The sequence below is a fragment of the Streptomyces sp. NRRL S-340 genome (genome assembly GCF_000720185.1).
Lineage (GTDB): Bacteria > Actinomycetota > Actinomycetes > Streptomycetales > Streptomycetaceae > Streptomyces.
In genome coordinates, this window is sequence record NZ_JOIY01000041.1 from 21,943 (window position 1) to 47,174 (window position 25,232).

The 25,232-nt window shown below is 68.2% G+C and carries 22 protein-coding genes and 7 pseudogenes; 16 read left to right on the top strand and 13 right to left on the bottom strand.

Annotation, left to right across the window (positions count from 1 at the left end):
- The first annotated feature begins 593 nt into the window (after window positions 1-593).
- The 6 genes and pseudogenes from IG64_RS43335 to IG64_RS28710 all read left to right on the top strand — a co-directional run bounded on the left by IG64_RS43335 (window position 594) and on the right by IG64_RS28710 (window position 7,548).
- Complete coding sequence (locus IG64_RS43335) at window positions 594-1,973, top strand: serine/threonine-protein kinase (RefSeq protein WP_158771663.1); 1,380 nt, start codon at window positions 594-596, stop codon at window positions 1,971-1,973.
- Window positions 1,974-2,112: 139 nt separating this feature from the next.
- The gene (locus IG64_RS28695) at window positions 2,113-3,570 is read left to right on the top strand and encodes an NF041680 family putative transposase (protein ID WP_037861442.1); all 1,458 of its coding nucleotides are present in this window, start codon (window positions 2,113-2,115) and stop codon (window positions 3,568-3,570) included.
- A 146-nt stretch (window positions 3,571-3,716) separates the two neighbouring features.
- Window positions 3,717-4,070, top strand: a complete 354-nt coding sequence (locus IG64_RS28700; RefSeq protein ID WP_037861523.1) for a hypothetical protein — start codon at window positions 3,717-3,719, stop codon at window positions 4,068-4,070.
- 52 nt (window positions 4,071-4,122) lie between these two features.
- On the top strand, window positions 4,123-4,893 hold the full coding sequence (locus IG64_RS28705; RefSeq protein WP_037861444.1) for an IS5/IS1182 family transposase: 771 nt from the start codon (window positions 4,123-4,125) through the stop codon (window positions 4,891-4,893).
- A gap of 707 nt (window positions 4,894-5,600) precedes the next feature.
- A pseudogene (locus IG64_RS43340) lies at window positions 5,601-5,702 on the top strand (SDR family oxidoreductase); the annotation flags it as partial.
- A 667-nt stretch (window positions 5,703-6,369) separates the two neighbouring features.
- Entirely contained in the window at window positions 6,370-7,548 is a 1,179-nt protein-coding gene (locus IG64_RS28710) for a GDSL-type esterase/lipase family protein (protein ID WP_078884278.1), read from the top strand.
- A gap of 53 nt (window positions 7,549-7,601) precedes the next feature.
- Here IG64_RS28710 and IG64_RS39445 read toward each other — a convergent pair whose 3' ends face one another.
- From IG64_RS39445 to IG64_RS28715, 3 genes and pseudogenes are all read right to left on the bottom strand, one after another.
- The gene (locus IG64_RS39445; protein ID WP_234438640.1) at window positions 7,602-8,006 is read right to left on the bottom strand and encodes a recombinase family protein; all 405 of its coding nucleotides are present in this window, start codon (window positions 8,004-8,006) and stop codon (window positions 7,602-7,604) included.
- Window positions 7,901-8,176 (bottom strand): annotated as a pseudogene (locus IG64_RS41695) (Tn3 family transposase); the annotation flags it as partial. The pseudogene IG64_RS41695 and the gene IG64_RS39445, both read right to left, overlap by 106 nt.
- A gap of 45 nt (window positions 8,177-8,221) precedes the next feature.
- On the bottom strand, window positions 8,222-8,743 hold the full coding sequence (locus IG64_RS28715; RefSeq protein WP_199811669.1) for a restriction endonuclease: 522 nt from the start codon (window positions 8,741-8,743) through the stop codon (window positions 8,222-8,224).
- A gap of 323 nt (window positions 8,744-9,066) precedes the next feature.
- Between IG64_RS28715 and IG64_RS28720 the strand changes: the two genes are divergently transcribed.
- Both IG64_RS28720 and IG64_RS42460 read left to right on the top strand, forming a co-directional pair.
- Window positions 9,067-9,435, top strand: a complete 369-nt coding sequence (locus IG64_RS28720; protein WP_037861448.1) for a hypothetical protein — start codon at window positions 9,067-9,069, stop codon at window positions 9,433-9,435.
- A gap of 560 nt (window positions 9,436-9,995) precedes the next feature.
- Window positions 9,996-10,168: pseudogene (locus tag IG64_RS42460) on the top strand (2Fe-2S iron-sulfur cluster-binding protein); the annotation flags it as partial.
- A 224-nt stretch (window positions 10,169-10,392) separates the two neighbouring features.
- On the opposite strand, the gene IG64_RS28725 reads toward IG64_RS42460, so the two are convergent.
- Window positions 10,393-10,767, bottom strand: a complete 375-nt coding sequence (locus IG64_RS28725) for a MerR family transcriptional regulator (RefSeq protein ID WP_037861449.1) — start codon at window positions 10,765-10,767, stop codon at window positions 10,393-10,395.
- Between the two features lie 66 nt (window positions 10,768-10,833).
- Between IG64_RS28725 and IG64_RS28730 the strand changes: the two genes are divergently transcribed.
- A complete protein-coding gene (locus tag IG64_RS28730; protein ID WP_037861450.1) occupies window positions 10,834-11,169 on the top strand; it encodes an EthD domain-containing protein in 336 nt (111 codons plus the stop codon).
- Between the two features lie 261 nt (window positions 11,170-11,430).
- Window positions 11,431-11,720, top strand: a pseudogene (locus tag IG64_RS39455) (IS630 family transposase); the annotation flags it as partial.
- 35 nt (window positions 11,721-11,755) lie between these two features.
- Here IG64_RS39455 and IG64_RS28735 read toward each other — a convergent pair.
- The gene (locus IG64_RS28735) at window positions 11,756-12,385 is read right to left on the bottom strand and encodes a TetR/AcrR family transcriptional regulator (protein WP_078884279.1); all 630 of its coding nucleotides are present in this window, start codon (window positions 12,383-12,385) and stop codon (window positions 11,756-11,758) included.
- Window positions 12,386-12,411: 26 nt separating this feature from the next.
- Here IG64_RS28735 and IG64_RS28740 point away from each other — a divergent pair, with 26 nt between their 5' ends.
- A complete protein-coding gene (locus IG64_RS28740; RefSeq protein WP_037861451.1) occupies window positions 12,412-12,807 on the top strand; it encodes a nuclear transport factor 2 family protein in 396 nt (131 codons plus the stop codon).
- 24 nt (window positions 12,808-12,831) lie between these two features.
- Here the strand turns inward: IG64_RS28740 and IG64_RS42465 are convergent.
- The 6 genes and pseudogenes from IG64_RS42465 to IG64_RS43350 all read right to left on the bottom strand — a co-directional run.
- Window positions 12,832-12,972: pseudogene (locus IG64_RS42465) on the bottom strand (VOC family protein); the annotation flags it as partial.
- A gap of 165 nt (window positions 12,973-13,137) precedes the next feature.
- Window positions 13,138-13,229 (bottom strand): annotated as a pseudogene (locus IG64_RS43345) (VOC family protein); the annotation flags it as partial.
- Between the two features lie 98 nt (window positions 13,230-13,327).
- Window positions 13,328-15,580, bottom strand: coding sequence for a tetratricopeptide repeat protein (locus IG64_RS28745; RefSeq protein ID WP_037861452.1), 2,253 nt, complete (start codon window positions 15,578-15,580; stop codon window positions 13,328-13,330).
- Between the two features lie 198 nt (window positions 15,581-15,778).
- A pseudogene (locus IG64_RS39465) lies at window positions 15,779-16,032 on the bottom strand (transposase); the annotation flags it as partial.
- Window positions 16,033-16,084: 52 nt separating this feature from the next.
- On the bottom strand, window positions 16,085-16,537 hold the full coding sequence (locus IG64_RS28750; protein ID WP_063758847.1) for a DUF6262 family protein: 453 nt from the start codon (window positions 16,535-16,537) through the stop codon (window positions 16,085-16,087).
- 276 nt (window positions 16,538-16,813) lie between these two features.
- Window positions 16,814-17,221: an IS110 family transposase gene (locus IG64_RS43350; RefSeq protein ID WP_158771665.1), complete on the bottom strand. Its 408-nt coding sequence runs from the start codon at window positions 17,219-17,221 to the stop codon at window positions 16,814-16,816.
- A 1,031-nt stretch (window positions 17,222-18,252) separates the two neighbouring features.
- On the opposite strand from IG64_RS43350, the gene IG64_RS28760 reads away from it, so the two are divergent.
- The 5 genes from IG64_RS28760 to IG64_RS28780 all read left to right on the top strand — a co-directional run bounded on the left by IG64_RS28760 (window position 18,253) and on the right by IG64_RS28780 (window position 22,970).
- Window positions 18,253-19,506, top strand: a complete 1,254-nt coding sequence (locus IG64_RS28760; RefSeq protein ID WP_037861455.1) for a PucR family transcriptional regulator — start codon at window positions 18,253-18,255, stop codon at window positions 19,504-19,506.
- Window positions 19,507-19,907: 401 nt separating this feature from the next.
- Window positions 19,908-20,786, top strand: coding sequence for an alpha/beta fold hydrolase (locus IG64_RS28765; protein ID WP_037861456.1), 879 nt, complete (start codon window positions 19,908-19,910; stop codon window positions 20,784-20,786).
- A 66-nt stretch (window positions 20,787-20,852) separates the two neighbouring features.
- On the top strand, window positions 20,853-21,689 hold the full coding sequence (locus tag IG64_RS28770) for a helix-turn-helix transcriptional regulator (protein WP_037861457.1): 837 nt from the start codon (window positions 20,853-20,855) through the stop codon (window positions 21,687-21,689).
- A gap of 266 nt (window positions 21,690-21,955) precedes the next feature.
- Window positions 21,956-22,669, top strand: a complete 714-nt coding sequence (locus IG64_RS28775; protein ID WP_037861459.1) for an alpha/beta fold hydrolase — start codon at window positions 21,956-21,958, stop codon at window positions 22,667-22,669.
- A 40-nt stretch (window positions 22,670-22,709) separates the two neighbouring features.
- Window positions 22,710-22,970, top strand: coding sequence for a WhiB family transcriptional regulator (locus IG64_RS28780; protein WP_037861462.1), 261 nt, complete (start codon window positions 22,710-22,712; stop codon window positions 22,968-22,970).
- A 549-nt stretch (window positions 22,971-23,519) separates the two neighbouring features.
- On the opposite strand, the gene IG64_RS28785 is transcribed toward IG64_RS28780, so the two are convergent.
- Both IG64_RS28785 and IG64_RS28790 read right to left on the bottom strand, forming a co-directional pair.
- On the bottom strand, window positions 23,520-24,116 hold the full coding sequence (locus IG64_RS28785; protein WP_037861464.1) for an NADPH-dependent F420 reductase: 597 nt from the start codon (window positions 24,114-24,116) through the stop codon (window positions 23,520-23,522).
- A 41-nt stretch (window positions 24,117-24,157) separates the two neighbouring features.
- Window positions 24,158-24,991, bottom strand: coding sequence for an inositol monophosphatase family protein (locus tag IG64_RS28790; protein WP_037861465.1), 834 nt, complete (start codon window positions 24,989-24,991; stop codon window positions 24,158-24,160).
- Between the last annotated feature and the right edge of the window lie 241 nt (window positions 24,992-25,232).

Consider the following 25,232-nt stretch of genomic DNA (forward strand, 5'->3'; position numbering starts at 1 on the left):
GCGGATACCAGTCGGCGAAGTCCTCATCACGCCACAGCCCGTCCAGGCGGTCTCTCACCCACATAGCTGCCGCACCATCCGGGTTGCTCGCCCGCGCGATATACGCGGCCAGAGGCGGGACTTGCCCACCGGAACGAGGACGGAGCGACAACGGACACCTCGACAACTGCATGGGCCCTCGGAACATCCAGAGCATGCCCGCCGATCACCCCGGCGCACTGGGAAACCTCAAGATTCCCGACAGAGTCGGGCTAGGGCACCTCTCACCTGCGTTGACGGTCCACTGGCATCCGCGCTCGTCCGCCGTTGTCCGTGGGCGTTGTCACGCAGTCAGACACTCAGTCGGCCCCGCCGGAGTGGGGCCGTTCCGTCGCTGCGCCGACTTGGTCCGGATATCCGACACAGGCTGAGGGTACCCGCCTCGCAGCACGGCCCCTGCCCGAGTCCGGTACGCGGTGACAGCAACGGAGAACCAGATGAAGGCCCGCCAATCAGCAGTCCCACCGATGCCAGCGCCGGTTCCAGCGGAGGAGCAGCCCACCGAAGTTCTCTCCGGCCGCTACCGGTTGGGCGCGAGAATCGGATCGGGAGGCATGGCCGACGTGTACGAGGGCGTTGACACGCGCCTTCGGCGGTCCGTGGCCGTCAAGGTGTTCCGGCCCGGCCCAGACCCGCAGACGGAGGACCGTCTCACCGCGGAGGCCGTCCTTCTGGCCCGCCTGCAGCACCCGGGACTGGTCACCGTCTACGACGCCGGTCGCCACGACAACCGCACCTACCTGGTCATGCAACTGATCAAGGGCCCCACGCTGCGCAGTCTTTTGGCGTGTGGAGCGCTGCCTGAGCGGCGTGTGATGGATGTGGGCGCCGCCCTCGCGCGAGTGCTGGCCTATGTCCACCGGGCCGGCGTCGTGCACCGTGACATCAAACCGTCGAACATCCTCCTCGACGCGTCCGGTGCTCCTCACCTGGCTGATTTCGGCATCGCGCGCCTGGCCAATGCCACGCGCCATACGGCACCGGACGTGCTGATAGGCACCGCCGCCTATCTTGCACCGGAGCAGGTTGAGGGCAGGCAGATCGGGCCGACCGCCGACGTCTACGCGCTCGGCCTGGTCCTGCTGGAGTGCTTGAAAGGCGAACTGGAGTACCAGGGCACCCCGCTGGAAGCGACAGTCGCCCGCCTGCACCGCCCACCCGAAGTCCCCAGCTGGCTCCCCTCGGAACTCGCGGCCCTGCTGCGGGCCATGACCGCCCAGGACCCCGAGGGCCGCCCGGACGCCGAGCAGTGCGCGCAAGCCCTCGCCTCCCGGCACGCCGGCCGTGATCCATACCCCCTGCCGCTCTCGGCGCCCTCCGAGGCGCGCCTTCCGATGCCGCGGGCCGCTCACCCCGCAACGAAGGAGCACATACGCTCTCAGGACGCGGCAGTCACCCGGCGCAACCTTCCCGGCGGCGCCCGCCACAGCCGTCGCCTGGCAGCGGGCACGGCCCTGGCCCTCTCCGTGGCCCTGGGCGCGACTCTTGCCGTCACATCGAGCACTAGCGGAAGCGACGACCGGGAAGCAACGACGCCCGCCGAGACTTCCGCGCATCCGCCCTCCGGTACGGCGACCGCCAAGAGCGGGACCGGTGCCCTCCCCCCCACCCGATCTCACGGCGCTCAGCCCCCCTCTGGGCCTCCGGCTGCGGCAACCGGATCTCATGCCCAGCCCGTCTCTAGGACACTTGCCGCTTCTTATCCGGCGGCTGCCCCGAGTTCGAGCCACAGCGCCTATGCACCGCCCGCGAACGTAAGGCCGCCTGGATCGGCGTCACCGCCGCCACGATCCATGCCGACCGCGGGCGGGGCCGGCGGGCCGAGCCGGACGACACCTACGGCGCCAACACCTGGCACGGCGTCCCCATCACCAAGTCCCTCGCAGGACGGCGGCGCTACCAGCGCACCGCCCAGCCCAAGCCCGACGCATTAGCTTGATCTTTAACGTCCGGCGTCGAATGGTGCCTCGAACTTGATCACTCGGTTCGGTATCCGGCGTACGCCGGAGCGGCCTTCGTCTGAACATGTGCTCCGACCAAGGAATACACACGTCCAGCACGAAGGCCGCAAGGATGAGTCTGCTGCATCGCGACACCCGGCAAGATGCTTCGACGCAATTGTCACGCTTCCAGGGCGGGTTCTACGCCTGTCTCACTGCTCGTTCGGACGTGTTGTTCGAGCTGGCCGACGCTGTCCTGTGCGGTGACGGGCCGGTCAGGTCGCTGGCCGAGCTGTCATTGGCGGGCGAACACCGTCGCGGTCACGGCGGACTTTACGCGGCGGTGGCCCGTGGCCGGGTGGACGCGGACCGGCTGCAGCGGGCCCTGGCCACAGTGTCCCTTCCCCGTGCTGCCGACGGCCGGCTGGTCCTGGCCATCGACATCACCTCCTGCCTGCGGCCGGACGCTCACACCTCACCGCAACGGATCCTGTGCCACACCTACGGGCGGGGCAAGGATCAGCACATCCCCGTCCCCGGCTGGCCCTACTCGATCATGCGCGCCCTCGAGCCCGGCCGCAGCTCATGGACCGCGCCGCTGGACGCGCTGCGACTGGCACCTGGAGACGACACCGCCACGGTCACCGTCCGACAACTGCGCGACCTGGTCGAGCGACTGATCACGGCAGGTCAGTGGCAGGCTGGCGACCCTGACATCCTCGTCATCGCGGACGCCGGATACGACGCACCCCGTCTTGCCTTCCTCCTGCGGGATCTGCCCGTGCGGGTATTGGCCCGGATGCACTCGGATCGGGTCCTACGCAGGGCCGTCCCGCCCCGCCGACCGGGCACGATGGGCCGCCCACCCCGCCACGGTGGCGAGTTCGTCTTCGGCCAGCCCGACATCTGGGGCACCCCAGACACCCAGACCGTCACCGACACCCGGCTCTACGGCACCGCCCTAGCCCGCTCCTGGAACCGGCTGCATCCCAAGCTGACCCACCGCTCCTCCTGGGCCGCGGCCGACGGCAACCTCCCCATCGTCGAAGGCACGGTGATCCGCCTGGACATCGACCACCTGCCCAGCGGAGCCATCCCCAAGCCGGTCTGGCTGTGGTGGTCAGGCACTGATGCCACCCTCGCAGACACCGACCGCCTCCGGCAGTCCTACCTGCGGCGCTTCGACATCGAGCACACCTTCCGCCTGTTCAAGCAGACGCTGGGATGGACCGCACCGAAGATCCGCACCCCCGAGGCAGCTGACCGATGGACCTGGCTGATCATCGCCGCCTACACCCAGCTGCGGCTTGCCCGGCCGCTGGCAGCCGACCGGCGTCGGCCCTGGGAGAAACCCAGCCCACCGGACAGACTCGCCCCAGCCCGTGTCCGCCGCGACTTCCGGCACATCCGCCCGTCGACCACCTGCCCGGCCCAGGCACCGAAACCCTCCCGGCCCGGCCCCGGACGACCACCAGGACGCAAGAACACCCGGCTCACACCCCGCCACGACCTGCACACACCTCGCACAACACAGCGGACGCAACGAGGAACAAAGAAGTCGACCACTCCACGCCCCCGCCGCACAGGTTGAAGATCAAGCTAAGGGTTGTCCCGTAACTGCTGGTCACGGAGCGGGCAGGGGTGCGGAAACTGCGTAGCTGCCGGGTTCGTGGTGCCGGTATCGTCCGGTCTTCCGCCCCGCCGTACTGACGGTCCTACGTTCAGAGAGCAATGCAGATGACCAGCCAGCAAGCAACTACGACCCTGTGGCGTCCCACCGGCCCCAAGGAGCTGGATCTAGTTCGCGAGCTGAACTGGCGTGCCTGGCCGTCCCGACTGCCCGAGCAGCCGATCTTCTACCCGGTCCTCAACGAGGACTACGCGGTCAGGATCGCGCGGGACTGGAACGTGAAGCACGATGGCGCTGGCTTCGTCACTCGTTTTGAGGTCGAGTCGGAGTTCTTGAGCCGGTATCCCATCCAGCAGGCCGGCGGGCAGACGATCCTCGAGCTCTGGGTTCCGGCCGAGGAGTTGGACGACTTCAACGCCCACATTGTCGGCGAGATCCGGGTGGTCCACGAGTTCCGCTGAGACGGGAAGGCTTGCTGACGGACCTGCTGGTCACGGGTGCGATGATCTCGTTGTGGCTGGTGTGATCACGGCGTCGGAGCCGTCCTGGATAACCCCGTTCACCGGGCTCAGCCCGCGCGCCTTCGGGAAGCTCGTGACGGTTCTGCGGCGCGAGGGTGCGGACGCGGTCCGCAAGGGCCGGCCGTGGAGCCTTCCGCTGGAGGACCGGGCACTGCTGGTCGCGGCGTACTGGCGCACGAACCTCACGATGCGCCAGCTCGCCCCGTTGTTCGGGGTGTCCAAGTCGGCGGCGGACCGGATCATCGACCACCTCGGGCCGATGCTCGCGCTCCAGCCCCGCAAGCGGTTCGCCAAAGACACCGTGCTCATCGTGGACGGCACCCTCGTCCCCACCCGCGATCACACCATCGCCGAGCGGTCGAAGAACTACCGGTACTCCACCAACCACCAGGTCGTCATCGACGCCGACACCCGCCTGGTCGTTGTGGTCGGCCGACCACTGCCCGGGAACCGCAACGACTGCAAGGCGTGGGAAGATTCCGACGCCAAGGCCGCCGTTGGCAAGACACTCACGATCGCCGACGGCGGCTACCCAGGCACCGGACTCGTCATCCCGCACCGCCGGCAGCACGGCCAGGCCGAGCTCCCAGATTGGAAAGAGAACCACAACAAGTCCCACAAGCAGGTCCGGGCACGCGTCGAGCACGTCTTCGCACGCATGAAGACCTGGAAGATCCTCCGGGACTGCCGCCTCAAAGGCGACGGCGTCCACCACGCCATGCTCGGAATCGCCCGGATGCACAACCTCGCCCTCGCCGGATAGGCGAGCGGGCCACACGGTGACCACCATTCCCGAGACGGCTCGAAGATCATTTACGGGATAACCCTTAGGCCGTGTATCGAAAACGCTGTTCATGCTGTTTGCCGACGGTTGCGGGCCGTGCTGGAGGTGTGGGTTGCAGGGGTAACGCCCACCCTGGAGCCACAGAGTTGAACGCGTTCAACAGGTCTGGCAAGGTATCTCTCCACGGCCGTTCCTCTCGGGAGGCCGATGCGGGCTGAGGGTGGGAGATCCTGGTGGCGGGCGGAGGCAGGCTGCGTGCGTGGGGGACGGCCCTCGGCGTCTTGGTAGTTGTTCCGGCTGCTCTGACGGCATGCGCCGGCCCCTATCAGTACTACGAGGGAACAGGGCTCCACGACGCCGCGGCGGCCGAAGTCGCCGGGGGCTGGGAGAACGTCAAGGGGACCCGCGTGGTGCTTCGCAAGGACGGAACGGCCCTTCTCGAAAAACTTGATGGTCAGAACTTCGACTTCGAGGACGGCTGGCGCCTCTCCGGTACGGGAGCCTGGCAACTGAACGACGACGACGGCGGACAGGTCGTCCAACTCGCGCTGACGACCCGGACACGAGTCGAGAGGCGCTTTCCCGCACCTGTGGCCGACCACTCGCAGCCCCCGTCGACATACTCGTGGTTCTTCTACGTGGACCGCGATCAGCACGATGGCTCTCTCGCCGCCCTCGGCCGACCTGGCCGACCTGGCCGACCTGACGAGATCGCCGAAGCCGCCGCCTGGCTCCTCAGCGACCGCGCGAGCTACGTCACCGGAATGACCCTCGGCGTCGACGGCGGCACCGCCCCCCTGGCCTCACTGAGTCATCCTGAGCCGCGCTGCCACCCTATTCGAACAGCGCGCCACAGCCGGCGACAGCAACCGAACCGGGGCCACCCGCCGCCAGCGAGACCTGCACGTCTTCGCGAACAACAGCGCCTGCCTGTCCGGCCCGTGGGTCAGTGGCACACCTGAGCGCGGCGGCCGGTCACCGATGCGCCGGTGGTGGCAGCCGAAAGGATGGTCCGGGTGGCACTCCGGCCACCCGGGCGGCAGGCCCGTGGATTGGCCCCAGAGCGGTTCACCCGGCCACGACGGCAGCGCGGGCACAGGTCTCCCCAGTGATCACAGAGCGTCGCAACTCCCTGATTAACCGGAGCTGTGCCCGTCCTGCTGCCGGTATCCCCCGACCGCGCCTATCCGCGCGACCTCTAGGTCGAACAGGTGACTGCAGGACCGGCCGTTCCTCGGGCCCCGGGAAGACGAGCCGGCAGAGGGCGTCCACGTGGTCGCGGTCCAGGGCCCGCACCATTACCCGGGTTCACCCAGGACTCCTGCGAGGTACTGATCCGAGTCAAGGCCCCTTCCTGCGCATGCGGGTCTGGTGGAACCGACAGGCGCTGCACTCTTTGGTGGTATACCAGCGCCGAGAGGGTAACTTTTCTGCCCTTGTTCGGATTCATGGGGCATGAATCCTTTCTGGTATCGGCGTCGACGGGGCCTGGTTGTCCTGACCACTGCTGCGGGGGCCGCCCTGTGCCTGGCAGGCATCGCACCCACCAGTTCCGCGCGTGCGCAGGACACGGCTGCGGAGACACCCTGGGTGGTGTCGCTGGGGGACAGCTTCATCTCCGGCGAAGCGGGCCGCTGGGCGGGCAACAGCAACGACAGGGCAGAGGGCTACTCGCACACCGATCGGGCCTTTTCCTCCGTCACGACGAGGAGTGATCCGCACCGGGTGTACGGCGCGTCTTTCGATGACCGCTGCAACCGCTCCGACAGCGCCGAAGTCAACACCGCCCCCATTCACGGCCAGCGGCTCAACCTTGCCTGTTCCGGCGCCACGTCCACTGCGATTTTGCTGCCGGAACACGGCGGGAGTCCCTTCAAGAGCGAGCCCTCGCAGGCTGAGCAATTGCAGAAGGCTGTGACCGGGCACGCCGTCCGGGCAGTTGTCGTCTCCGTCGGGGGCAACGACCTCGGCTTCGAAGACGTCATCACCACCTGCGCCAAGGACTTCCTCAAGCCGTTCAAAGCCGAACCGTGTGCTCCGACCATGGCGCTGAAGGTGCGGGACCGGTTGCCCGCGATGCGCACCGCCGCCGTCAAGACGCTGGCCGACGTCACCACCGCCATGAGCCGGGCAGGCCACCCGAAAGGCAGCTACCGCTTGATCCTGCAGTCCTACCCCTCACCGCTTCCCGACGGTGCGCGGGTGCGCTATCCCGGAGAGAAGTACAACCGCCTGAGCAAGGGCGGTTGCCCCTTCTTCGACAAGGACTTCACCTGGGCCCATGACGAGCTCGTCCCCGCGATCAGCACCGCCCTGGCCGCCGCAGCCCACGCAGGCGGCGCCGAATTCCTGGATCTGTCCCGGGCTTTCGAAGGCCGAGAGGTCTGTTCCAAGACCACCCTCCATGCCGACCCCAAGACCCGGCCTTCGGGCAGCACCAGCGAATGGGTCCGCTTCGTGACCTCCGGAGTCGGCCAGGGACAGCGCCAGGAATCCCTGCACCCCAACTACTACGGCCAACTCGCCCTGGGCACCTGCCTGGGCCTCAAGCTCGATCACGCGCCCGGGAACCACTCCTGCCTCAACACGGCAGAGGCCGGCCCCCACGACATGCGCCTGCAGACAGCTCCCTGACGTGTGACACAGCCTTACCCGCGCCGCCCGCCACCCACCTACGTTGGGAGACCTCAGCAGACGGCGGCGAGGGTCTGCACCATGAACTTCACGGTGGACAGCAGCTCGCCGGTGCGCGGGTGGCGGCCGGTGAGGTCCATGGCGGAGAACGCGCCGTCGTGGATGCGCAGCGCGAGGCGGTCGCGGTGGAGGACGTCGAACACGTCGAGGATGTGTCCGGTGCCGCGTACGAGGCGGAACATCTCGGAGATGTGCAAGGTGTCCCCGGGCCGGGCGTGGTCGAGGAGCGCGCGGAACTTCGGATGCTGAAGCGGATGGAGGCGGCTGGAGGTGCCGCCGTCCTCCTCGAAGAGTGCCGGTCCTTGAGCGGAGAGAGGCGGGCGACGTCCTCGTCCTTGATGTCGTGGCCCTCGGCGCGGAGCTGGGCGACGGCAGCGTCCAGGTAGCGGGTGTTCCACAGGACGACGGCGTTGAGGACGAGGCCGAGGGCGGCGAGCTGGTCCTCCTGGCCCTCGCGGTACGCCTGGCGGATCTGGCCGCGGCCGCCGTGGCAGATCGCGCGGGCGAGGCGGTGGCGGGACTCCTGCACGGTGAGCTGCCGGTTCATCAGCCGGCGGTAGGTGTCGTCGACCGTGTGCAGGCGCTGCTGCCGGGCGAAGTCGCGGGCGGGCCCCTAGATCCTTCCGTTGGTCACCATCACGACGACGTCACCACCGTGCACCGGCCGTCCGGTGCCGTTGAGTGTCTGCAGTTCCGGAGTCCCGACAGCCGAGCCGTCCAGCCCCTTCCTGCGGTGCTTGCACTGGATCACCCACAGCCGACCGAGCGGATCGTGTCCCTTCACGTCGGCGCCGAGGTCGCCCCGGCCACCGCGGCGCAGCGCGTCGCGGGAGCCGTCCCGGGCCAGCAGGTCACGTACGGCGTGTTCGAAGGCGCTGTGGTGCATGGCGTCCAGCTGGCCGGGCGAGTAGTTCAGGCCCTCGACCCCCAGCTGCGCGGATCGCATCTGGTCACCCTGCCGGTAGATCCGGCCCGCACCAGCGAGCAGTGCCAGCAGCCCGAGTACGACAAGGACCCACCAGTGCGCCCATGCCCACTGTCCCACCTTGACCAGCACCAAGGCGACGACCACGAGCCCGCCCAGCGCAACGAGCAGATCGTCGTCGCTCTTGCGCCGCCGCAGACGCGGGCTCATCGCAGTTCCCCCGCCGCCACGGCGCACATCGTCCCGAGCCTGCTCCGTCCGGTGTGATCGACATCTTCGTATCCCCTGTTCCCAGGCACAGTCCCCCCTCGTCCGCAGCTCCCTGACGCCTTCATGACAGCACCTGCCAACGACAGCCGACCCGCCGTCGGGATCACCCGTCCAAAATCCGCTGGCGGAGTCGAACCGGTGCGCACAGTCGAGGAGTCGGACGCCATGGATTGTCAGTGCCGGTCGCTACCGTCGAATGTTGCGCCGAGGAACACCCGGCCCCGCCTGGGGGCAACGCCCCCTTTCACCGCCGAGGACCGCCCGTGACCTACGTACGCCCCCACTACCGCCGCGACGGTACCTACGTCAAAGGCCACAACCGCCGCACCCGGCCGCGCACCGCACAGCCCCGGACAGCACCCCGACGCGCCACCCCGGGGCCTCGCCCGGCCCCCGCCGGCCCGACCACCTACGTTCGCCCCTACTACCGCACCGACGGCACCCGCGTGCGCGGGCACCACCGGTCCATCAGCCCCCGCACCGTCGCCGTGGCCGCGGGCACCGGGGGCGGATTCCTCCTGCTGCTCCTGCTCCTGCTGGCCCTGGCCAGCGGACCGGGGACCAGCAGCAATACCCCGGCTGGCACCACGCCGTCCCACTCGGCGTCCGCCCCGGCCGCTCACCACCGGTAGGTCTCACTGACACGGGGCGGCTGCGCCTGCCCCGTGCCGCGTTCGCAGTCGACGAGCACCCTTGCTACGTCCTTCTCCGGCTCGACCAGGAGCAGACTCACCAGGGCCCCGGATGGAGAACCGTCCGGGGCCCTGTCGTCCGCCGGGCCGTCAGCCGTCGGAGGCCGCCGTGAGCGGTGCGCACCACAGGTACCGCGAGCGCATCGTCACCAGGTTCTTGCCGAACAGCTGGTAGTGCTCCCGGGTCTGCGCGACCTCTTCGGCGGTGCGCCCGGCGGCAGCCTGCTCAGGGATCTCGCCGGGACCCCACCAGAACAGGAAGGCGGGCAGTTCGTCCGGTGCACCGCGGGTCAGCCGCCGAGCAGGCCGCGGTCGACCAGGTCGTCCAGGGCGTCCAGGGCGTCCAGGGCGTCCACTGGGCTCTGCTCACCTGGGAGGGCTCGGCACACTGCTGAGCGTGCCGGGCCTCTCCTGCGTCACCGCGTGGTCCACAGGCCGCCGCGCTTGGCCGGGTGCGCACGCGGGGCAACGAACGCCGTACGGTCGACCTGCTTGGGGGCGGGGTATGCACGGTGCCGGTCGACGGTCGCCGGGCAACTCGTGCCTGACGCCGGCCGTGCGTCCGGGCGGCGCGGCGGTCACCACGATCGGGGGATGGGCCGACGGTGACGAACCGCACCCGCTGCAGCAGGCGCTCATCGGCCAGGACGCCTTCCAGTGCGGCTACTGCACCCAGCAGGCCAACCGACGGCAGCGCGAACGGCCCGGCGGCAGACCACCTGCCTTCGACCGCGGGACGTATAAGCAGCGCAGCACCGTGGAACGGCGCATCAGCCATTTGAAGCAGTGGCGAGCATCAACAGCAGCTACGAGAAGACTGCGACCGCCTACCTGGCCGGACTCCCCATCGCAGGCATCCTCTCCTGGTCCGGCCGCTGACCCGAACGCCCCCCTGATTCACGCCTCGTCGTTCGCCGATCGTGCGAGGTACGCGTGGTTGTCCTCGATGAGGTGGTCCAGGGCGTCCCTGGCGGAGGCGAGGCCGTCCATGGCCTCGGACAGCCGGGCCCGCTCACGGCCCATGATCTCCAGCGCCCGCCGAGCCCTCTCCTCGCTCGGCGCGGACATGCAGGGCGCCATTTCGGCGATGGTGCCGCTGGACATGCCCGCCGCCAGGAACGCCTGCACGAGGAGCACCCGCTGCACGTGCTCGTCCTCGTAGTGGCGCTGTCCGCTGGGCGAACGGGAGCTGACGAGCAGGCCCTGCTCCTCGTAGTAGCGCAGCGACCGGCGGCTGGCTCCCGTCCGGGCGGACAGTTCACCGATCCGCATGCCGAACTCCTCCCCCGCTCCTGCTCACTTGCCCCTGACATTGATGTGAGCGTTTAGGTTAACTCGATGTTGAAGCTCATCTTCATGATCAACCGTGTCGAGGGAATGTCGTACGAGCGTTTCGTCGAGCACCACCGGCACCGGCATGCGCCGCTGTTCACCTCCATACCGGAGGCGGAGCGCTACGTGCGCAAGTACACCGTGTCCCACCCGGTCCCCGCCGAGAACTACCCGCCCCCGGCCTACGACGGCCTGACGGAGATCTGGTTCGAGAACTGGGAGGACCACGACGCCTTCTTCGCCTCCGAGAACTACCGGGCGCTGGTCAACCCCGACGAAGCACGCTTCATCGACATGGACTCGGTGGCCGTAATGGTCACCGAGGAGAAGAAGGTCATCTGACAGACGAAATCGACCGACGGATGCAGACTCAGCGACAGCGGCCCACCCCGCGCACACGTTGATGTCTGCGTCCGTCGCCTGCGCATCCGCTGGGAGATCCGCGCCGACATTCCACCAAGCCTTCCTGACGCGCTACCGCACGCTAGTGCCGTGACCGCATGGACGCATCGGGCCGTTAACGCGTCAAGTCGGCTGTTGGAGGCGGTCGAACAAGTGGATCCCTTTCTCAGGGGGAGGAGTGGGATGATCTCGCTGTGCAGGAAGGTCCTGCGCTGGGCGAAGAACAACAACGTTCACCTGTGCTTCACCCCGACCAACGCCTCCTGGGCGAACCCGACCGAGGCGCGCTTCGGACCACTGCGGCAGTTCACGCTCGCGAACTCGAACCATCCGAACCACACGGTCCAGACCCGCGCGCTGCACGCCCACCTACGCTGGCGCAACACCAACGCCCGCCACCCCGACGTCCTGGCGGCCCGACGCCGCGAGCGCGCCGCGTTCGCAGTGAGAAGGGCATCCGCTGGGGCGGCAGACCCCTCCTCGCTGCGTGATCCAGCAACCCCGGCGAACGCATGCGGTCACAGCACTAGCTGAGTTCGCTGCTCAAGACGGCGAGTACGTGCGCTCGTTGGATTCGGCGTATCGCGTCGGGTGTCTGTCCGGATGCCAGTAGTTCGTCGATGAGATCGATCTGTGCGGCGGCCAGCAAGACGTGCGCTAGGTATTCGGCGTCCTCGGCTGTCAGGGTGGGGACGGCCTCCATCGCGGTCCGTGCCAGCAGGTCCCTCATCCAGCGGTACTGCTCGCTTTGCAGCAGTCCTGAGGCTGTGGCTTCTCGAGCTCTCAGCAGGTTGCGGTTGTCGAGCTTGAATGTGAGCACCGCGTCAAGGAAGGCGACGGCTCGGTCCCGCGGGGGCGCTCCGGGGCCAAGTGGTGGGGGGCCGCTGTCCACCTGATCGCGTAGATCCTGGGCTTTGGTGGTCCACAGCGCATCCAGCAGGCCCTCGCGACTGCCGAAGAGCCGGAAGATCGTGCCTTTCCCGACCTGTGCCTCCGCTGAGATGTCGTCCATGGAGACGCTGCTGACGTCAGCTTGCGCGAAGAGGTTGTCCGCGGCCGCGAGTACGACCTCGGGCGAGGTCGGAGGGCGCCCCCGCCTCGGCTCCCTATTTTCGGACTGTCGGTCCGTAATGATGTTAGGCTCTTCAGGACACATAGGTAGGACACCTCACCGGAGACGTTATGGCCTCATCATCCAACCTGCCGCCGTGGTTCTCTCGCGCACTCGACTCCCTATGGGCCGGTGACCTCGGCGGCTTCACATCGATCTTCGCTCAGGACGCGCTCTACGAGATTCCCTTCACCCCCACCGGCCCGGTGCGGCTGACGAGCCGAGAGGAGATCGGCGCTTTCATGCGTGGCCTGCTCGACGACGGTCGGCTTCGCTACGGCCGTCTTACGGAAGTCCGAGCCTACGAGACCGGCGACGACCTGATCGTCGAGGCAGTCGCCCGTCATCACCGCTCCGCGGACGGATCACCGATCGACCTGAGTTACATCTGGTTCGTCACGCGTCGAGACGGCTACGTAACCCGGTTCCGTGACTACATGAATCCACTCGAGATTTCGGCGATCTGAACGGTCCGCAAGGGACTCTCTGTGTGTGGCGAGATCGAGGTGTACACGGTTCTTTGCCGATGTCCCGGGTTCCGGGACGGGGACGACGTCGATGCCGACGAAGACCGGGTCCGGCCGGACGAGGCCGCCGGCGGGTCCGACGTAGGTGGTCACGCCGGGGCTGTAGGAGCTGCGAACAAAAGTGGGCCCCGGCGGGCGGCGCCCGGCACGCGCCCTCGCCGCGTTGCCGGAAAGCCCTGGCAGCTCCGCTACAAGAACCTTCCGGCGCCTTGCGATCGCACGCACCGGACACCGCCCGCTGATCGGAACCCACTTTTGTTCGCAGCTCTAAGCACTCCAGCCGAGCGCCTCTGCCCAGAACCTGCCGACCGCCGAGGGATCAAGAGCCTTGATGTTCACCATGAAACAGGTCGCAGTGCCATGCCGGCGATCCTATGCGCCCGCTCTGCAACGACATCCGTAGCGTCGCCAAACAGAGATCGACTCGCTCAGCAGCCACAATGCTCAGCTCGCCGACTGGCTAGGCGCCCTCACGGAGCGGACGGCCGACGGCCTCGGCCTTTGTGGTCATCTCGGCAGCGAGTGGGCTGCCGAGAGACTGGAGCAGAGTCGCTGCCCGCATCCAGCTGGCTCGTGCCTGCTCACCATCTCCCAGTAGCAACTGGGCCGTCGCGAGGTGGTCCAGTACATCGGCCTGATTGTAGGGGTCGAAGACTTCTTCGAGGATGTCCAGGCACTTCCGGTAGTCAACGACCGCCCCACTGACATCGCCCATGCTCTGCCTGGCATAGGCGATGCTGTCCCACGTCGCGGCCTCGTCGCAGAGGTTTCCATTGGACTGGAAAATGGGAAGCGCTTCCTCGCAGCAGGCGAGGGCCTCGCGGTAGTCGCCAATCTGGGCGAGACGCCAGCCGAGATCGTTGAGCGCGCGCGCGACGTCGTTGGGTTCCGGGAGCGTGCGGTAGATCGCCAGGGCACTCCGGGAATGGTGCACAGACTCGGAGTAGCGACCCTGGCGGTGGAGCACCCAGGCCAAGTTGTGCTCAGTGTGGGCACGCGTCTGTCGATCCAGTCGGTGCAGCAGCCCGGCCATTATGTCGACCTGCTCATCGACCTGGTCGAGCCTGCCGGTCAGCACGAGCGCACGGGCCAGTGTCGCGCTGGTCCTCGCGATGGAGCTCGGCTCGTCCAGCACAAGGGACGCATCGAGGCCGATGCGCTGGATCGATTCCTGCTCGGTCCAGCGGCCGCTGACGATGAGATAGCTCCGCCAAGCGTGGACCAGCTGCACGCGGTGTCGCAGGAGCTGAGGATGCTGCGTGGAGTGCAGGGTGGCTATGGCGGCCGCATCCTCCTGGTGGAACCAGTCCATGGCCTCGGTGCGGTCAGCGATCGCGACACGTACGACCCCCCGAGCCGGCGAGTCGGCCAGTTCCTCCCAGGGACGAGTGTCCATGATCAGGGTGGCAGTGTGCGCGTTGTGGCGCAGGTAGTCCAGTAGCCGTGTCTCGGCACCGAGGCGGTCGTCCTTTTCCCGCTCCAGGAGTTCGGCACCGTAGGCCCGAACCAAGTCGTGCATCACGTAACGCCCATCAGCGTCACGGGACAGAAGGCTGGTCGAGACCAGATCGCGCAGATGCCGTCGAGCGGTCGGCATCTCGACGGCCGCGAGCGAGGCAGCGGCTTCGACGGACACCGCCGGCCCGGGATGAACCGCCAACAGACGGAAGAACCGCGCTTTCTCGGTAGTCAGCGCCTGATAGGACCAAGAGAAGACAGCGCGGACGTCGACCTGCTGGTCGTCGCCCGACAGAGCGTCGAGTCGCGGCAGGGTCTCCAGCAGTTCTTGGACGGCGAGACTCAGCGCCATCCCCGGTGCTGCCCTCAGCTGCGCGCCGACTACGGCGACTGCCAGCGGCAGGAATCCGCAAAGTTCAACTAGGCGAGAGGCGGCCTCAGGCTCTGCCCGGCACCGCTCGTCACCCATTCTGGCGGCCAGCGCAGCAAGGGCCTCGGACCGCGACCAGACATCGAGGCTGATCCGCGAAGCGCCCTCGGTCGCGACCAGACCGGACAACTGGTTCCGCGAGGTGATGATGGTCAGACAACCCGCGGAGGCGGGCAGCAGCGGCCTCACTTGCTCAGCGTCCCGTGCGTTGTCCAGGACGACGATCAATTTCCGAGACGAACTCTGCTCCCGGAACAGGGCACTGCGCGCTTCCATCGTGTTCGGCATCTCTGCGCTGGGCACCCCGAGCGCGCTCAGGAATCGTCCAAGGGCCTCCGCAGGGTCCATGGGCCTCCCCGAAGCCTCGAACCCGCGCAGGTTCACGTACAGCTGGCCGTCCGGGAAACCGTCGGCCACCTGGTGCGCCCAGTGCACCGCCAGCGTCGTCTTGCCCACACCGGCCATACCACCGACCGCACCGATGACGACGTGTGCTCCCGGCACGTCGATCTGCGATGTGATGCTGTGAGCAGCCGCCAGTGCCTCCTCTCGGCCTCGAAACGCGGCGAGGTCCGGTGGCAGTTGCCGGGGAATCCGCTCGGTGCGACGAACGGAAGCCTGGGCCAGGTGACGCCGCTCGCTCTCGTCGAGTTCCAGTGCGTCCATCAGCTCGCGCAAGGTCGCTTGGCGCGGAACGCTCTTACCGCGTTCTATGTCGCTGATAGCACGGACGCTCACCCCTGACGCCTCGGCAAGGCCATCCAATGTCAGCAGCGAACGCTGCCGGGCATCACGTAGCAGCCTACCCAAGGCGTTCTTGTCCATTTCAACCCCATTACGTCGTCAAGGTTGTAGTTATGGATTGAACATTAACCTCGCCGTTTCGGTTGGGGCGATGAGGCGTCGTTGAGGGGCCACTGCCGGGTGGCCGCCGCGATCTCGGTGTTCGGGCATGGCCGTGTCCCGGCGCGGTGGTCGGGTTCTCCAAGGTCCTTCGGGCCGTGGTGGGCCAGGGTTCGTCGGTCAGCCGGCGTAACGGGGCAGTGCGGCGAGGCGGTGGAAGGCCTTGGTCAGTTCGTGTCTCCAGGGCCAGGTCGCCGATATCCGCAAGCGCGGCGGCCGCCGCGGGTGAGGCGTGCGGCGACATGCAGCAACCGGTAGCGGAGCTTCTTCGGCTCGACGGCGGCCAGTTCGCCGTCCAGCAGCAGGACGCGGGCCCAGGCCAGCAGGTCGATCGCCGTGAGGCTGAGTTCGAGCCAGACGGCGTTGACGCCGAAGCGCTTTGGGATTGCGTTCCGGATCGTGAGCTTTGGGGCCAGGCGAGTGCTGTCATGGTCTCGGGTTATGTGACTGGATCACGCGCTGCAAGCGCAGGATCTCGCCGTGCGCCGCGGCCAGTCGTTGTTCGAGCTCTTGGACGCGCTCTCGATGGGTGGTGCGCTCACGGCGGAGGGGTCCGGTAAGGGGATGAATCACGGCGCCGTCGTCAGCTGAGGGTGCCTGCAGGGAAGACTGGTTCTCGGCCCGTTGCTGACCGCGCAAGGTCTCGATGCGATTGCGCAGGTCGGTGTGGGCATGGAGAAAGACCAAGCTGACGCCCGCTGCGCGGGCGACGGCCCGGAAGTTGATCTCCTCGCCCTCCTTGACCAGCCTTCGGATGCCCGCCTCCGCTCGCTGGACGGCCTGCTGGTGCTTGTCCTGTGCAGCCTGCCGCAGAGCGGCGATCCTCCGATCTGCAGGAGGCACGGCCTCCGGGACCGCGTCGTTCGGTCGCTTGTTCATGAGTGTGATGCCCCTCTGCAGTCCGAGCAGTCGGTGGCGTCCTGGCAGGCGGCGGTCCCTCCCACTGGCCGCCGCCGTGTCGATCACCCGCGGCTCACTGCCACGCCGAAATGGGATGAAGCACAGCGATGTCTGACACGCCGTACCCGCTGGACCACACTGCGCTCGCGGCCGAGGTCGCGACCCTCCGCGCGAAGGGGGCGGCCACACTCGTGGAGCTGACTGGCGGGGTGGTCGCCTGGTCGGTCACCCAGCACGACTCGATCAAGCGGCTGCTCACCGACTCCCGCGTCTCAACCATCTGTCGGGGCAGGGACCATCCCCGCGGGCGCGGGGATGGACAAGCGCACGGCGGGACAGTGTGGCCAGCTCTTCCCGCAAGGTCGGGTCGGCGGTGACCAGGATCGCCTTGAGCTGGTTCGCTGCCTGTCTTCGCGCCTTCACTGCGGAGTCCTTGGCCACGAGATACAGACGCGCGATTTCCGCGGGACCGCTGCCTGACTTCACCGGCGAGTGCGCACGACCGCTGAGCACCGCCCGCGCAGCGGCTTCCGCGTCGCCTCGGTCCGACTTGCTCCGTCGGCGGTGGGCCGCACGCCCAGGGCCTGGAGCCTCAAGGACCTCGATGCCCTGGGACAGGAGATAGCGCGACAGGGCCGCACCGTAGTTTCCGGTCGATTCCACTCCGGCGCGACGGATGTCACCCAACTCAGTCGCCAGGCGTGCAGTTGTTGATAGCCACTCGCAACGGCCGGGAAACGCTCGATTCCCAGAGTTCGTCCGGTCATGGCAAGCACAGCCGCAACATGAAAATTGCGATGCGTATCACCCCGAGTACCGCCTCCGTGACGCCCTGGGGAGGTTCCATGGAGCGGGCAGATTCTGGTGAACTAATCGTTCCTCTAACCCCGGTGGCGATTCGCCCTGTTCGCAGTGCCGCCGGCCCGGACAGCCGTCACCAGTGAGACAGTGCACGTTCGCCGCGCAAGACAGTGCTCTGGACACGCTTGCCCGAACCAGCGCCCGAGCGCACCACCAAGTCCCGTGAACGACGCAGGATGTCAGGGCACTTCGGTCCAGAAATATCAGGAGTCAGCTCCGACGCTATGGTGGTGCGCTGCCGCTCGATGCCCCGTCGGGTCCGGCGGACGCCTGCTGTCCCAGGGACAGCGCAGGCGCCTCGCCACCGCTCGCGCCGTACTACGGCGCACCGGGTCCCCCTGCTGACGAGGCCACCGCCGGTCCGGACCGCCCCACCGCCGAGGCGCTGCTGGAGGCACTTCGGGCGCTCCCCGAGACCTCGGTGGTGATCGCCGTACAGGAGCAGGACCTCGGCATGGCGGCCCGGCGACCGTCCGCGGTCGTCCACCTCGGGCGGCCCGCGGACGGCGCAGGTGTCGTCCGTACGCGATGACGTCGCGGCCGGCACATGCTTCTGCGCGCACCAGCGCGTTGCTGGGAGTGCACTGTTCCGAGATGGGCACCGAGGTGGAAGAGCCTCGCCTGTTGGTGACCCAAGGGCTCACGACAGTGAGCTTTGGGAGGATTTACCGCCATTTTTTGGCTTTTGCATCACCGCTCTCCGCCCACCCGCGTGCCCCCCGTGATACGGAACGGCGTGCGGTGGCCGAAGCGCTGCCGTCCTCAGATTGTTGAATATTTGAGTTACCCCTTTCACGGGTTGTAGACATGACGCATCTGAGGAAGGGGCCACCATGGTCGAGAGTCGTCTGCGGGTCCGGGTCGGCAGTGACGCCCTGCAGGAACTGATCGAGGAACTCGCAGGGCGTCTGCAGCGGTCCGTGGTCGTCGACGACCCTCTGGTGCGACTGATCTGCTCCAGCCAGCACTTCGGAGACGCGGACCCGGTCCGCATCCGCAGCCTGCTGCAAGGGCGGGCCGACGACGAGATCATCCGCTACGTCCTCGACCAAGGCGTGGCCCGGTGGCCGAAGCCCGACTTCATCGAGGGCCGTGACGACCTCGGACTGCTCACCCGGTACTGCATTCCGCTGCGGGAGCGCGGAGAGCTGCTGGGTCTGCTGATGGTCGTCGCGCCGGAGAAGGACCTGTCGCGCGAGGAGATCGACACCGTCGCACGGGCAGTGCCGGCGATCACCGCCCAGCTGCGGGCGGACCAGCTGGCCGCTGACGCCGAGGACGGTGACCTGCAGGAGACGCTGCTCTCCCTGTTCGGCACCAGTGAGAAGGCCCGTGCCGCCGCTCGTCAGCAGATACTCGACGGTGACGCGCTGCCGGACGCTCCGCACGCCGTGGTGAACGTCGTGCAGGTGGCCCGTTCCTCCTCCGAACCGCCCGGCCAGGTGGAGATCGCACTGCGCGGAGCTCTGGAGCCGTTCCTCCGCACGCGCTGGGCGGTCGGCGCCATGGCCGTCACCCCGGACAGCGCGGTACTGCTCCAGGTTTCGGCCCGGCCGCCGGCGCCGCAGGAACTCAGGGACCAGGGCACGGCCATCCGGGAGGCGCTCGCCGCCTATCTGGACGCCTCGGCGGCACCGGTGATCGGCATCGGTGGCATCGCGGACGGTATGGCCGACGCGTGGGTTTCGCACGGGCAGGCGGTCGTCGCGGCTCGCGCGGCACGTCGTCTGCCCCACCTCAAGGGCGTCGGTGCGTGGGAGTCACTGGGTGAACTCGCCGTACTCCTACAGATGCCGGACCACGCCCTGAACCCCTCGCTGCTGCCGAGGCCGCTGAGTCTGCTGCTGGAGAGCACCGGTGGCCAGCGACTGGAAGAGACCCTGACCTGTTTCCTCGACCATGCCGGATCGATACCGCGTACGGCGGAGGCTCTGCAGATCCATCGCACCTCCCTCTACTACCGGCTGCGTCAGATCCAGGAGATCACCGGCCTCGACCTGGACAACGGCGGCGACCGGCTGGTGCTCCACCTCGGGCTGCGGATGCGCGCGTTGCTGGCGGCAGAGACCGCCTCGACCACGGCCTGACCGGCCTGGGCCCCGACGACCGCCGGGTACACGGGCCGCGGCACCCGACTCCTTGGGCACCGGCCGATGTCGTTCACCGTGGCGCGCGTGCATGCCGGTGAGTGCCCCGGGCGGTGCGGCACCTTGTGACGGCGGCGCGGCTCGCTTCGCGGCGGAACGGTCCGTCGCCCGCGGCGGTCAGAGCCCCTCGGAGGGCGCCGCCCTTCCGCCCGCATCCCGGGCTCCCTCCTACAGAGTGACAAGAATTCGCCCGTCGATCACTACGGAGCGCGGTAGTGCCCGAGGGGCCTGGTGAGACACAATCGGACTACACCGGAGCCGCGTAATGCGTCGGCTCCGGGAACAGACAATTCTTCTGCGCGGCGGAAACCGCCTGCGGCGGGATACGAAGGGAAATCGCAGTGACGGCCGTGGGCGAACTGACGACCAGTGACGGTGTACGTCTGATGTACCAGGACAGCGGAGGAAGCGGAATTCCTCTGGTCATGCTGCACGGCTGGGGACAGACACAGGAGATGTTCCGCCACCAGACGCGGGGACTGGCGCCGGATCGCCGTGTCGTCACCCTGGACTTCCGAGGCCACGGGATCTCCGACAAGCCGCACCACGGCTATCGCATCGCCCGCCTGGCCGCGGACGTCCTGAACCTCGTGGACCATCTGGGGCTCGACCGCTTCGACGCGCTCGGCTGGTCGATGGGGGTCTCGGTGTGGTGGAGCTTCTTCGACCAGTACGGCACCGGCCGCATCCGCCGTTTCGTCGCCGTCGACCAGCCCGCCGCCGTCGCCGCCGTGCCGTGGATGTCGGCCGAGGAGCAACGGCAGTCCGGGGCCATCTTCGACGTGGCGGGCCTGGTCGCACTCGGCGCGGACCTCGCCGGCCCGCAGGGCGAGCAGGTCCGGCACGACTTCGTCCGCGGCATGTTCTCCGGCGACCCCGACCCGGAGCTGTGGTCCTTCGTGGCGGAGCAGATCAAGTCCACGCCGGCCCACGCCGGAGTGCCCCTGCTGTTCGACCACTGCGCGCAGGACTGGCGGGACACGCTGGTGCGCATCGATGTGCCGACACTGGTCATCGGGTGCGACGGCAGCCACGTGCATCCGCGTTCGCAGCAGTTCGTCGCCCAGCGGATTCCGGACGCGCGGTTGCATGTCTTCCCTGCCACGGTGGCCAATTCACACTTCCCCTTCCTGGAGAACCCGTCGGCCTTCAACGGCGTGGTTGACGATTTCCTTCGCGAGAAGCTGGACGCGGCAGACGACTCGAACGTTCACGCCTGAAGTCTACGTAAAGCCGTCCGGCGGACATTTCACGGCAAATTCAACACCGAAAAGGAAACGACGGGCGTGACTCTGTCGATCAATCTCCCCATGCCTGAAAACAAAGACAAACATTCTTCCGTCGCACCTCGGGGAAATGATGCGGGATATTTCATCACCCTGCCCTCGCCGGTCGGTGACGACGACCATCTTCATCTCGCGGTCAACATCTCCGACAGAACGATTCTCCTGAACCACGACCCTGCCCTGTTCCTGGAACCCGGCGATCTCGTCATCACCGGTGCCCGGCAAGCGGGGCTGCTCGCCGGTGACGGTGGAGCACTGGCCTTCTTCCGGATTCCGTTCTCGCTGCTCGACGCGTCGGCGGCCGATCTGCGCGAGGTGCCGCAGACACATCTCAGCGGTGGGAGCGGCCTGGCATCGCTGGTCTCGCAGTTCTTGACAGCCCTCGCCAGAACGCCAGGCAGTGAACGTCTGGCCGCCGGGCAACGGCTCGCCATGAACGCGGCGGACCTCGTGGCGTTGCTCGTCGGTGAGGTCCTCCAGGCACGCGGGCCCGGCTCCGCCGACGCGATCTCCGACTTGATGCTGCGCATACAGAGCCACATCGAGGAGAACCTCACGGACCCGGACCTGTCACCTGAGTCGATCGCTCGGGCGCACCACATCTCGGTGCGCTACCTGCACAAGGTCTTCCAGTCGGGCGGCACCACTGTGGGCGCCTGGATACGGCAGCGCAGGCTTGACGCCTGCCGCGCCGAACTGCGCAGGCAGCGTCGTACCGTGGCCTCAGTGGCCCACAGCTGGGGTTTCGCCAGCCCCTCCCACTTCAGTCGGCTCTTCCGGCAGACCTACGGCCTCACCCCCAGGGAGTGGCAGACGGCCGCGTCCTCGGACGCCTGAGCCGCCCTTCCGTCACCGAAGCCCGGCCGCGGCCGGTTCCCTGCGCTGCCGGACCACCGCCGGTGCGCTGCCGGGCGACCGCCGGTGCGCTGCGACGGCATTCTTGTCGGACCCGATGCCTGGCATGGCGGCCGTTCCGTCCCTGAACGCGAGGGCGGCAACCGGGCGCGCGCTCGTTCCGCCGGTCCTCTTGGCCGCAACTCCCGCTACAACCGCCCGGTGCCCATCGTCCGGCACACTCCACGCTCTGTGAAGGACCCGCCGCTATGCCCACGCCCACCGTCGTCCTGGTCCACGGAGCGTTCACCGACACCGCTTGCTGGTTCGGTGTCGTCGCTGAGCTGCAACGTCACGGCACTCCGGTCATCGCCCCGCCCAACCCACTGCGCGGCCTCGTCTCCGACGCGGCCCACCTCGCCTCGGTGGTTGCCCAGATAGACGGTCCCGTCGTCCTGGTCGGGCACGCCTACGGCGGTGCCCTGATCACCGTGGCCGGCACCACCGAGAATGTCGCCGCACTGGTGTACGTGGCTGCTTCGATCCCCCAAGAGGGCGAGAGCCTGCGCGAGTTGTGGGACCGCTTCCCGGCCACCGAGCTGGAGGACGGTCTCAAGCGGTGGACGTGCCCTGTGCCCGGTGGCGGTGAGGCCGTCGAGGTCACCATCACCGAGGAGGCGTACCCCTCGGTGTTCGCCGCCGATGTGTCCGACGCGGTCGTCCGGGTGCTCGCCTCCTGTCAACGCCCGATCGTCACGGCCGCGATCGACGAGAAGGTCACCGAAGCCGCCTGGCGTACCAGGCCCTCCTGGGCCCTGGTGGCGGGTGCGGACCGGGTGATCTCGCCGGACGCGGAGCGCTTCGGTGCGCAGCGGGCGGGGGCGAACGTCGTCGAGATCGACGGTGCTTCGCACGCCGTCGCTCTTTCCCATCCCACGGCTGTGGCGCGGCTCATCCACGAGGCGGTACGGACGGTGAGCTGACCGCCATCACTTTTCCAACCGATCCAGGAGAAACCGTCCCATGAAGACACCACTCGAACCGCTTCTGCGGGCATGGGAGTGGCAGGCCGAAGCGGCCTGCCGAGGCATGGACAGCGCACTGTTCTTCCCGCCGTCGGGCGAGCGGGGCCACGCGCGCCGCCGCCGCGAGGAAGCAGCCGGTGCCGTCTGCGGCCCTTGCCCGGTGCGCCTGCTCTGCGACGACTTCGCCGTGGGCTCCGGCCAGCGCTACGGGGTGTGGGGCGGCCGCACCGAGGCCGACCGCCGCGACGAGGCGGCGTAAGCCGCAGCTCGGAGAACCCGGTCGTGCACCGGGAAGACGCCTGCTCCCCGCCCGATTCCTGACGTACCGCCCGGTGTCCACGCGTCACCGCGGATCCGCGGCTCGACCGCGTTCACGTCCGAACCGTCCAGTGCCGCCGGTGCTTCGACCGTACGTCGTCCGCGCTCGCCCGCCGGCGGATCTCCGCCCGGCCCGCCACGCTCCTGGAGGAGCGTCCAGATACAGCCGGGGCGAGCGGCCCGTTCTCGGTCAGCATGACGACCGGGCTCTTGGCGGCGGTGTGGTCGTGGTTGCCGTCGACGGCTCTCGGAGACTGGCCGCCCGGTCCTCCGGGACGCTCCCCGGCCACTGATCGAGGACTGCGGTCATCGCCGGTCGAGGACCTGTCGGCGGAGTGTTCTGCGGGCAGCTTCGAACCCTCCCCCGACGGCGGTACTCACCTGCCGCTCGCCCAGTCGGAGAGCTCCAGAGCCTGCATCGGGTGTGGGTATGCGGGGTTGACGACCGCCGCCGAGTCCCACGGTCACCTCCAGCAGAGTGCCCCAGGCTTCAGCGGGTGATCGAGATGGCGAAGGGCGCGAATCCGCTGGACCGGATCACGTGCGGGACGAACAGGATCGCAGCCTCCGTGGCGCGGGCGGTCTCGATCCCACCGAGGTCCGTGATCCACTCCCGCTTCCAGCCGAGGTCGGCGAGAAGCCCCCGTACGACCTGCTTGGCCTCCGGGTCCGTGGCGGAGAGGAAGACGGTCGGCGTCTGAGCGAGCGCGGCGGGCGCGGTCATGACAGGGAAGAGCATGGTGTTGAGCGTCTTGACGACGCGCGTTTCGGGGAGCGCTTGCTGGAGTTGCTCGGCCAGGCTTGAGCCGGGGTAGATCAGGTCGGCGGGCAGGCCGTCCGGTCCGTCGACGGTGGCGTTGGAGACGTCGACGAGTATCTTGCCCCGCAGTTCCTCGCGCAGCGCGGTGAGCCGGTCCAGCGAGCCGGCTCCCGGGGTGGCGTTGATGACGATCCGGGCTGTCCGCGCCGCTGATGCGGCGGCCCCCGGCGTGCGGTCCACCGCCGTCACCTCGTGCCCTGCCTGGGTGAGGGCTGTGGCCAGGTTGCCGCCGACGCGGCCGTTTCCGAGAACTGCGATCGTGGTCATGCCGATCAGGTCCTTCCGTGTGTGCGGATGGTGATGTGCGGTCAGAGGGCGAGCGTGGTGACAGCCTGGGCGTGGACGCCGGGCGCGGCGGCCAGGAAGCTCTCGCTCTGCGGAGTCCAGGGACGTCCCTCGGCATCGGAGATCTGTCCGCCGGCCTCGGTGACGAGCAGCGCCCCGGGTAGCAGGTCCGCGCGGGCGCCGGCGAACTGCCAGAAGGCGTCGATCCGGCCGGCGGCCACGTTCAGCAGATGCAGGGTGGCGGGCACGGAGGTGCGCACCACGAGCGCGTCGAAGAGCATCGCGGTGATGGAGGAGCCGATGCGCCGCACGACCTCCTCGTTCTCGTCCGGCCTGGCCTGGCTCGTGGCCACGAGGCTCAGGCCGAGGTCGGTGGTCCGGGAGACGTGCAGCGGGCGGCCGTCGAGGTGGGCGCCGGCGCCGGCGAGCGCGGTGCAGGTCTCACCGGTCAACGGCAGGTGAACCGCGGTGAGCACCGGCTGGTTGTCGCGGACGAGAGTGGCGGTCACCGCCCACTCCGGCAGGGCGTGCAGATGGTTGACGTTGCCCTCGGCCGGGTCCACGACCCACCACTCGCCGGGAGGCAGGGCCCCGCCCGCCAGTTCGTCCTCCACGAAGCGGGCTTCCGGGCGCAACAGGGAGAGGCGGGGGCGCAGTATCTCCAGGGCGGCGTCGTCGTTGGCGGCGAGCGCACTCATCAGCTCTTCGCGGGTCTGGTGGCGGACCACGGCTCCGAACCGCTCCCGCAGCACGGAACCCGCCGCGCGCACGGCGTCGGCGGTCTGCTCGAGCAGGTCGGTGTCGGACGCGTAGCCGGTGGTCGCAGCAATTTCGGTCGTCTGGATCGATTCGGACATGGTGGCGCTCCCAGATGAGCAGGGGTGATCAGGTGGACCAGGCGAAACGGTGTTTCCTTCGGCCTGCATCTCGAAGGTAGAAGCGCCGATCATTAACTTCAAGTGCATGTAAAACACTATTGGATTGACTCTCATGCAATTGAGTCTGTCGCTTCCTCGCCGCGCTCGATGACCTTCTTTCAGGAAGGCCGGCGCCCCCGGAGCTGCTGCGCGCCGCATGTCACCGCCCAGCGATGAGGCG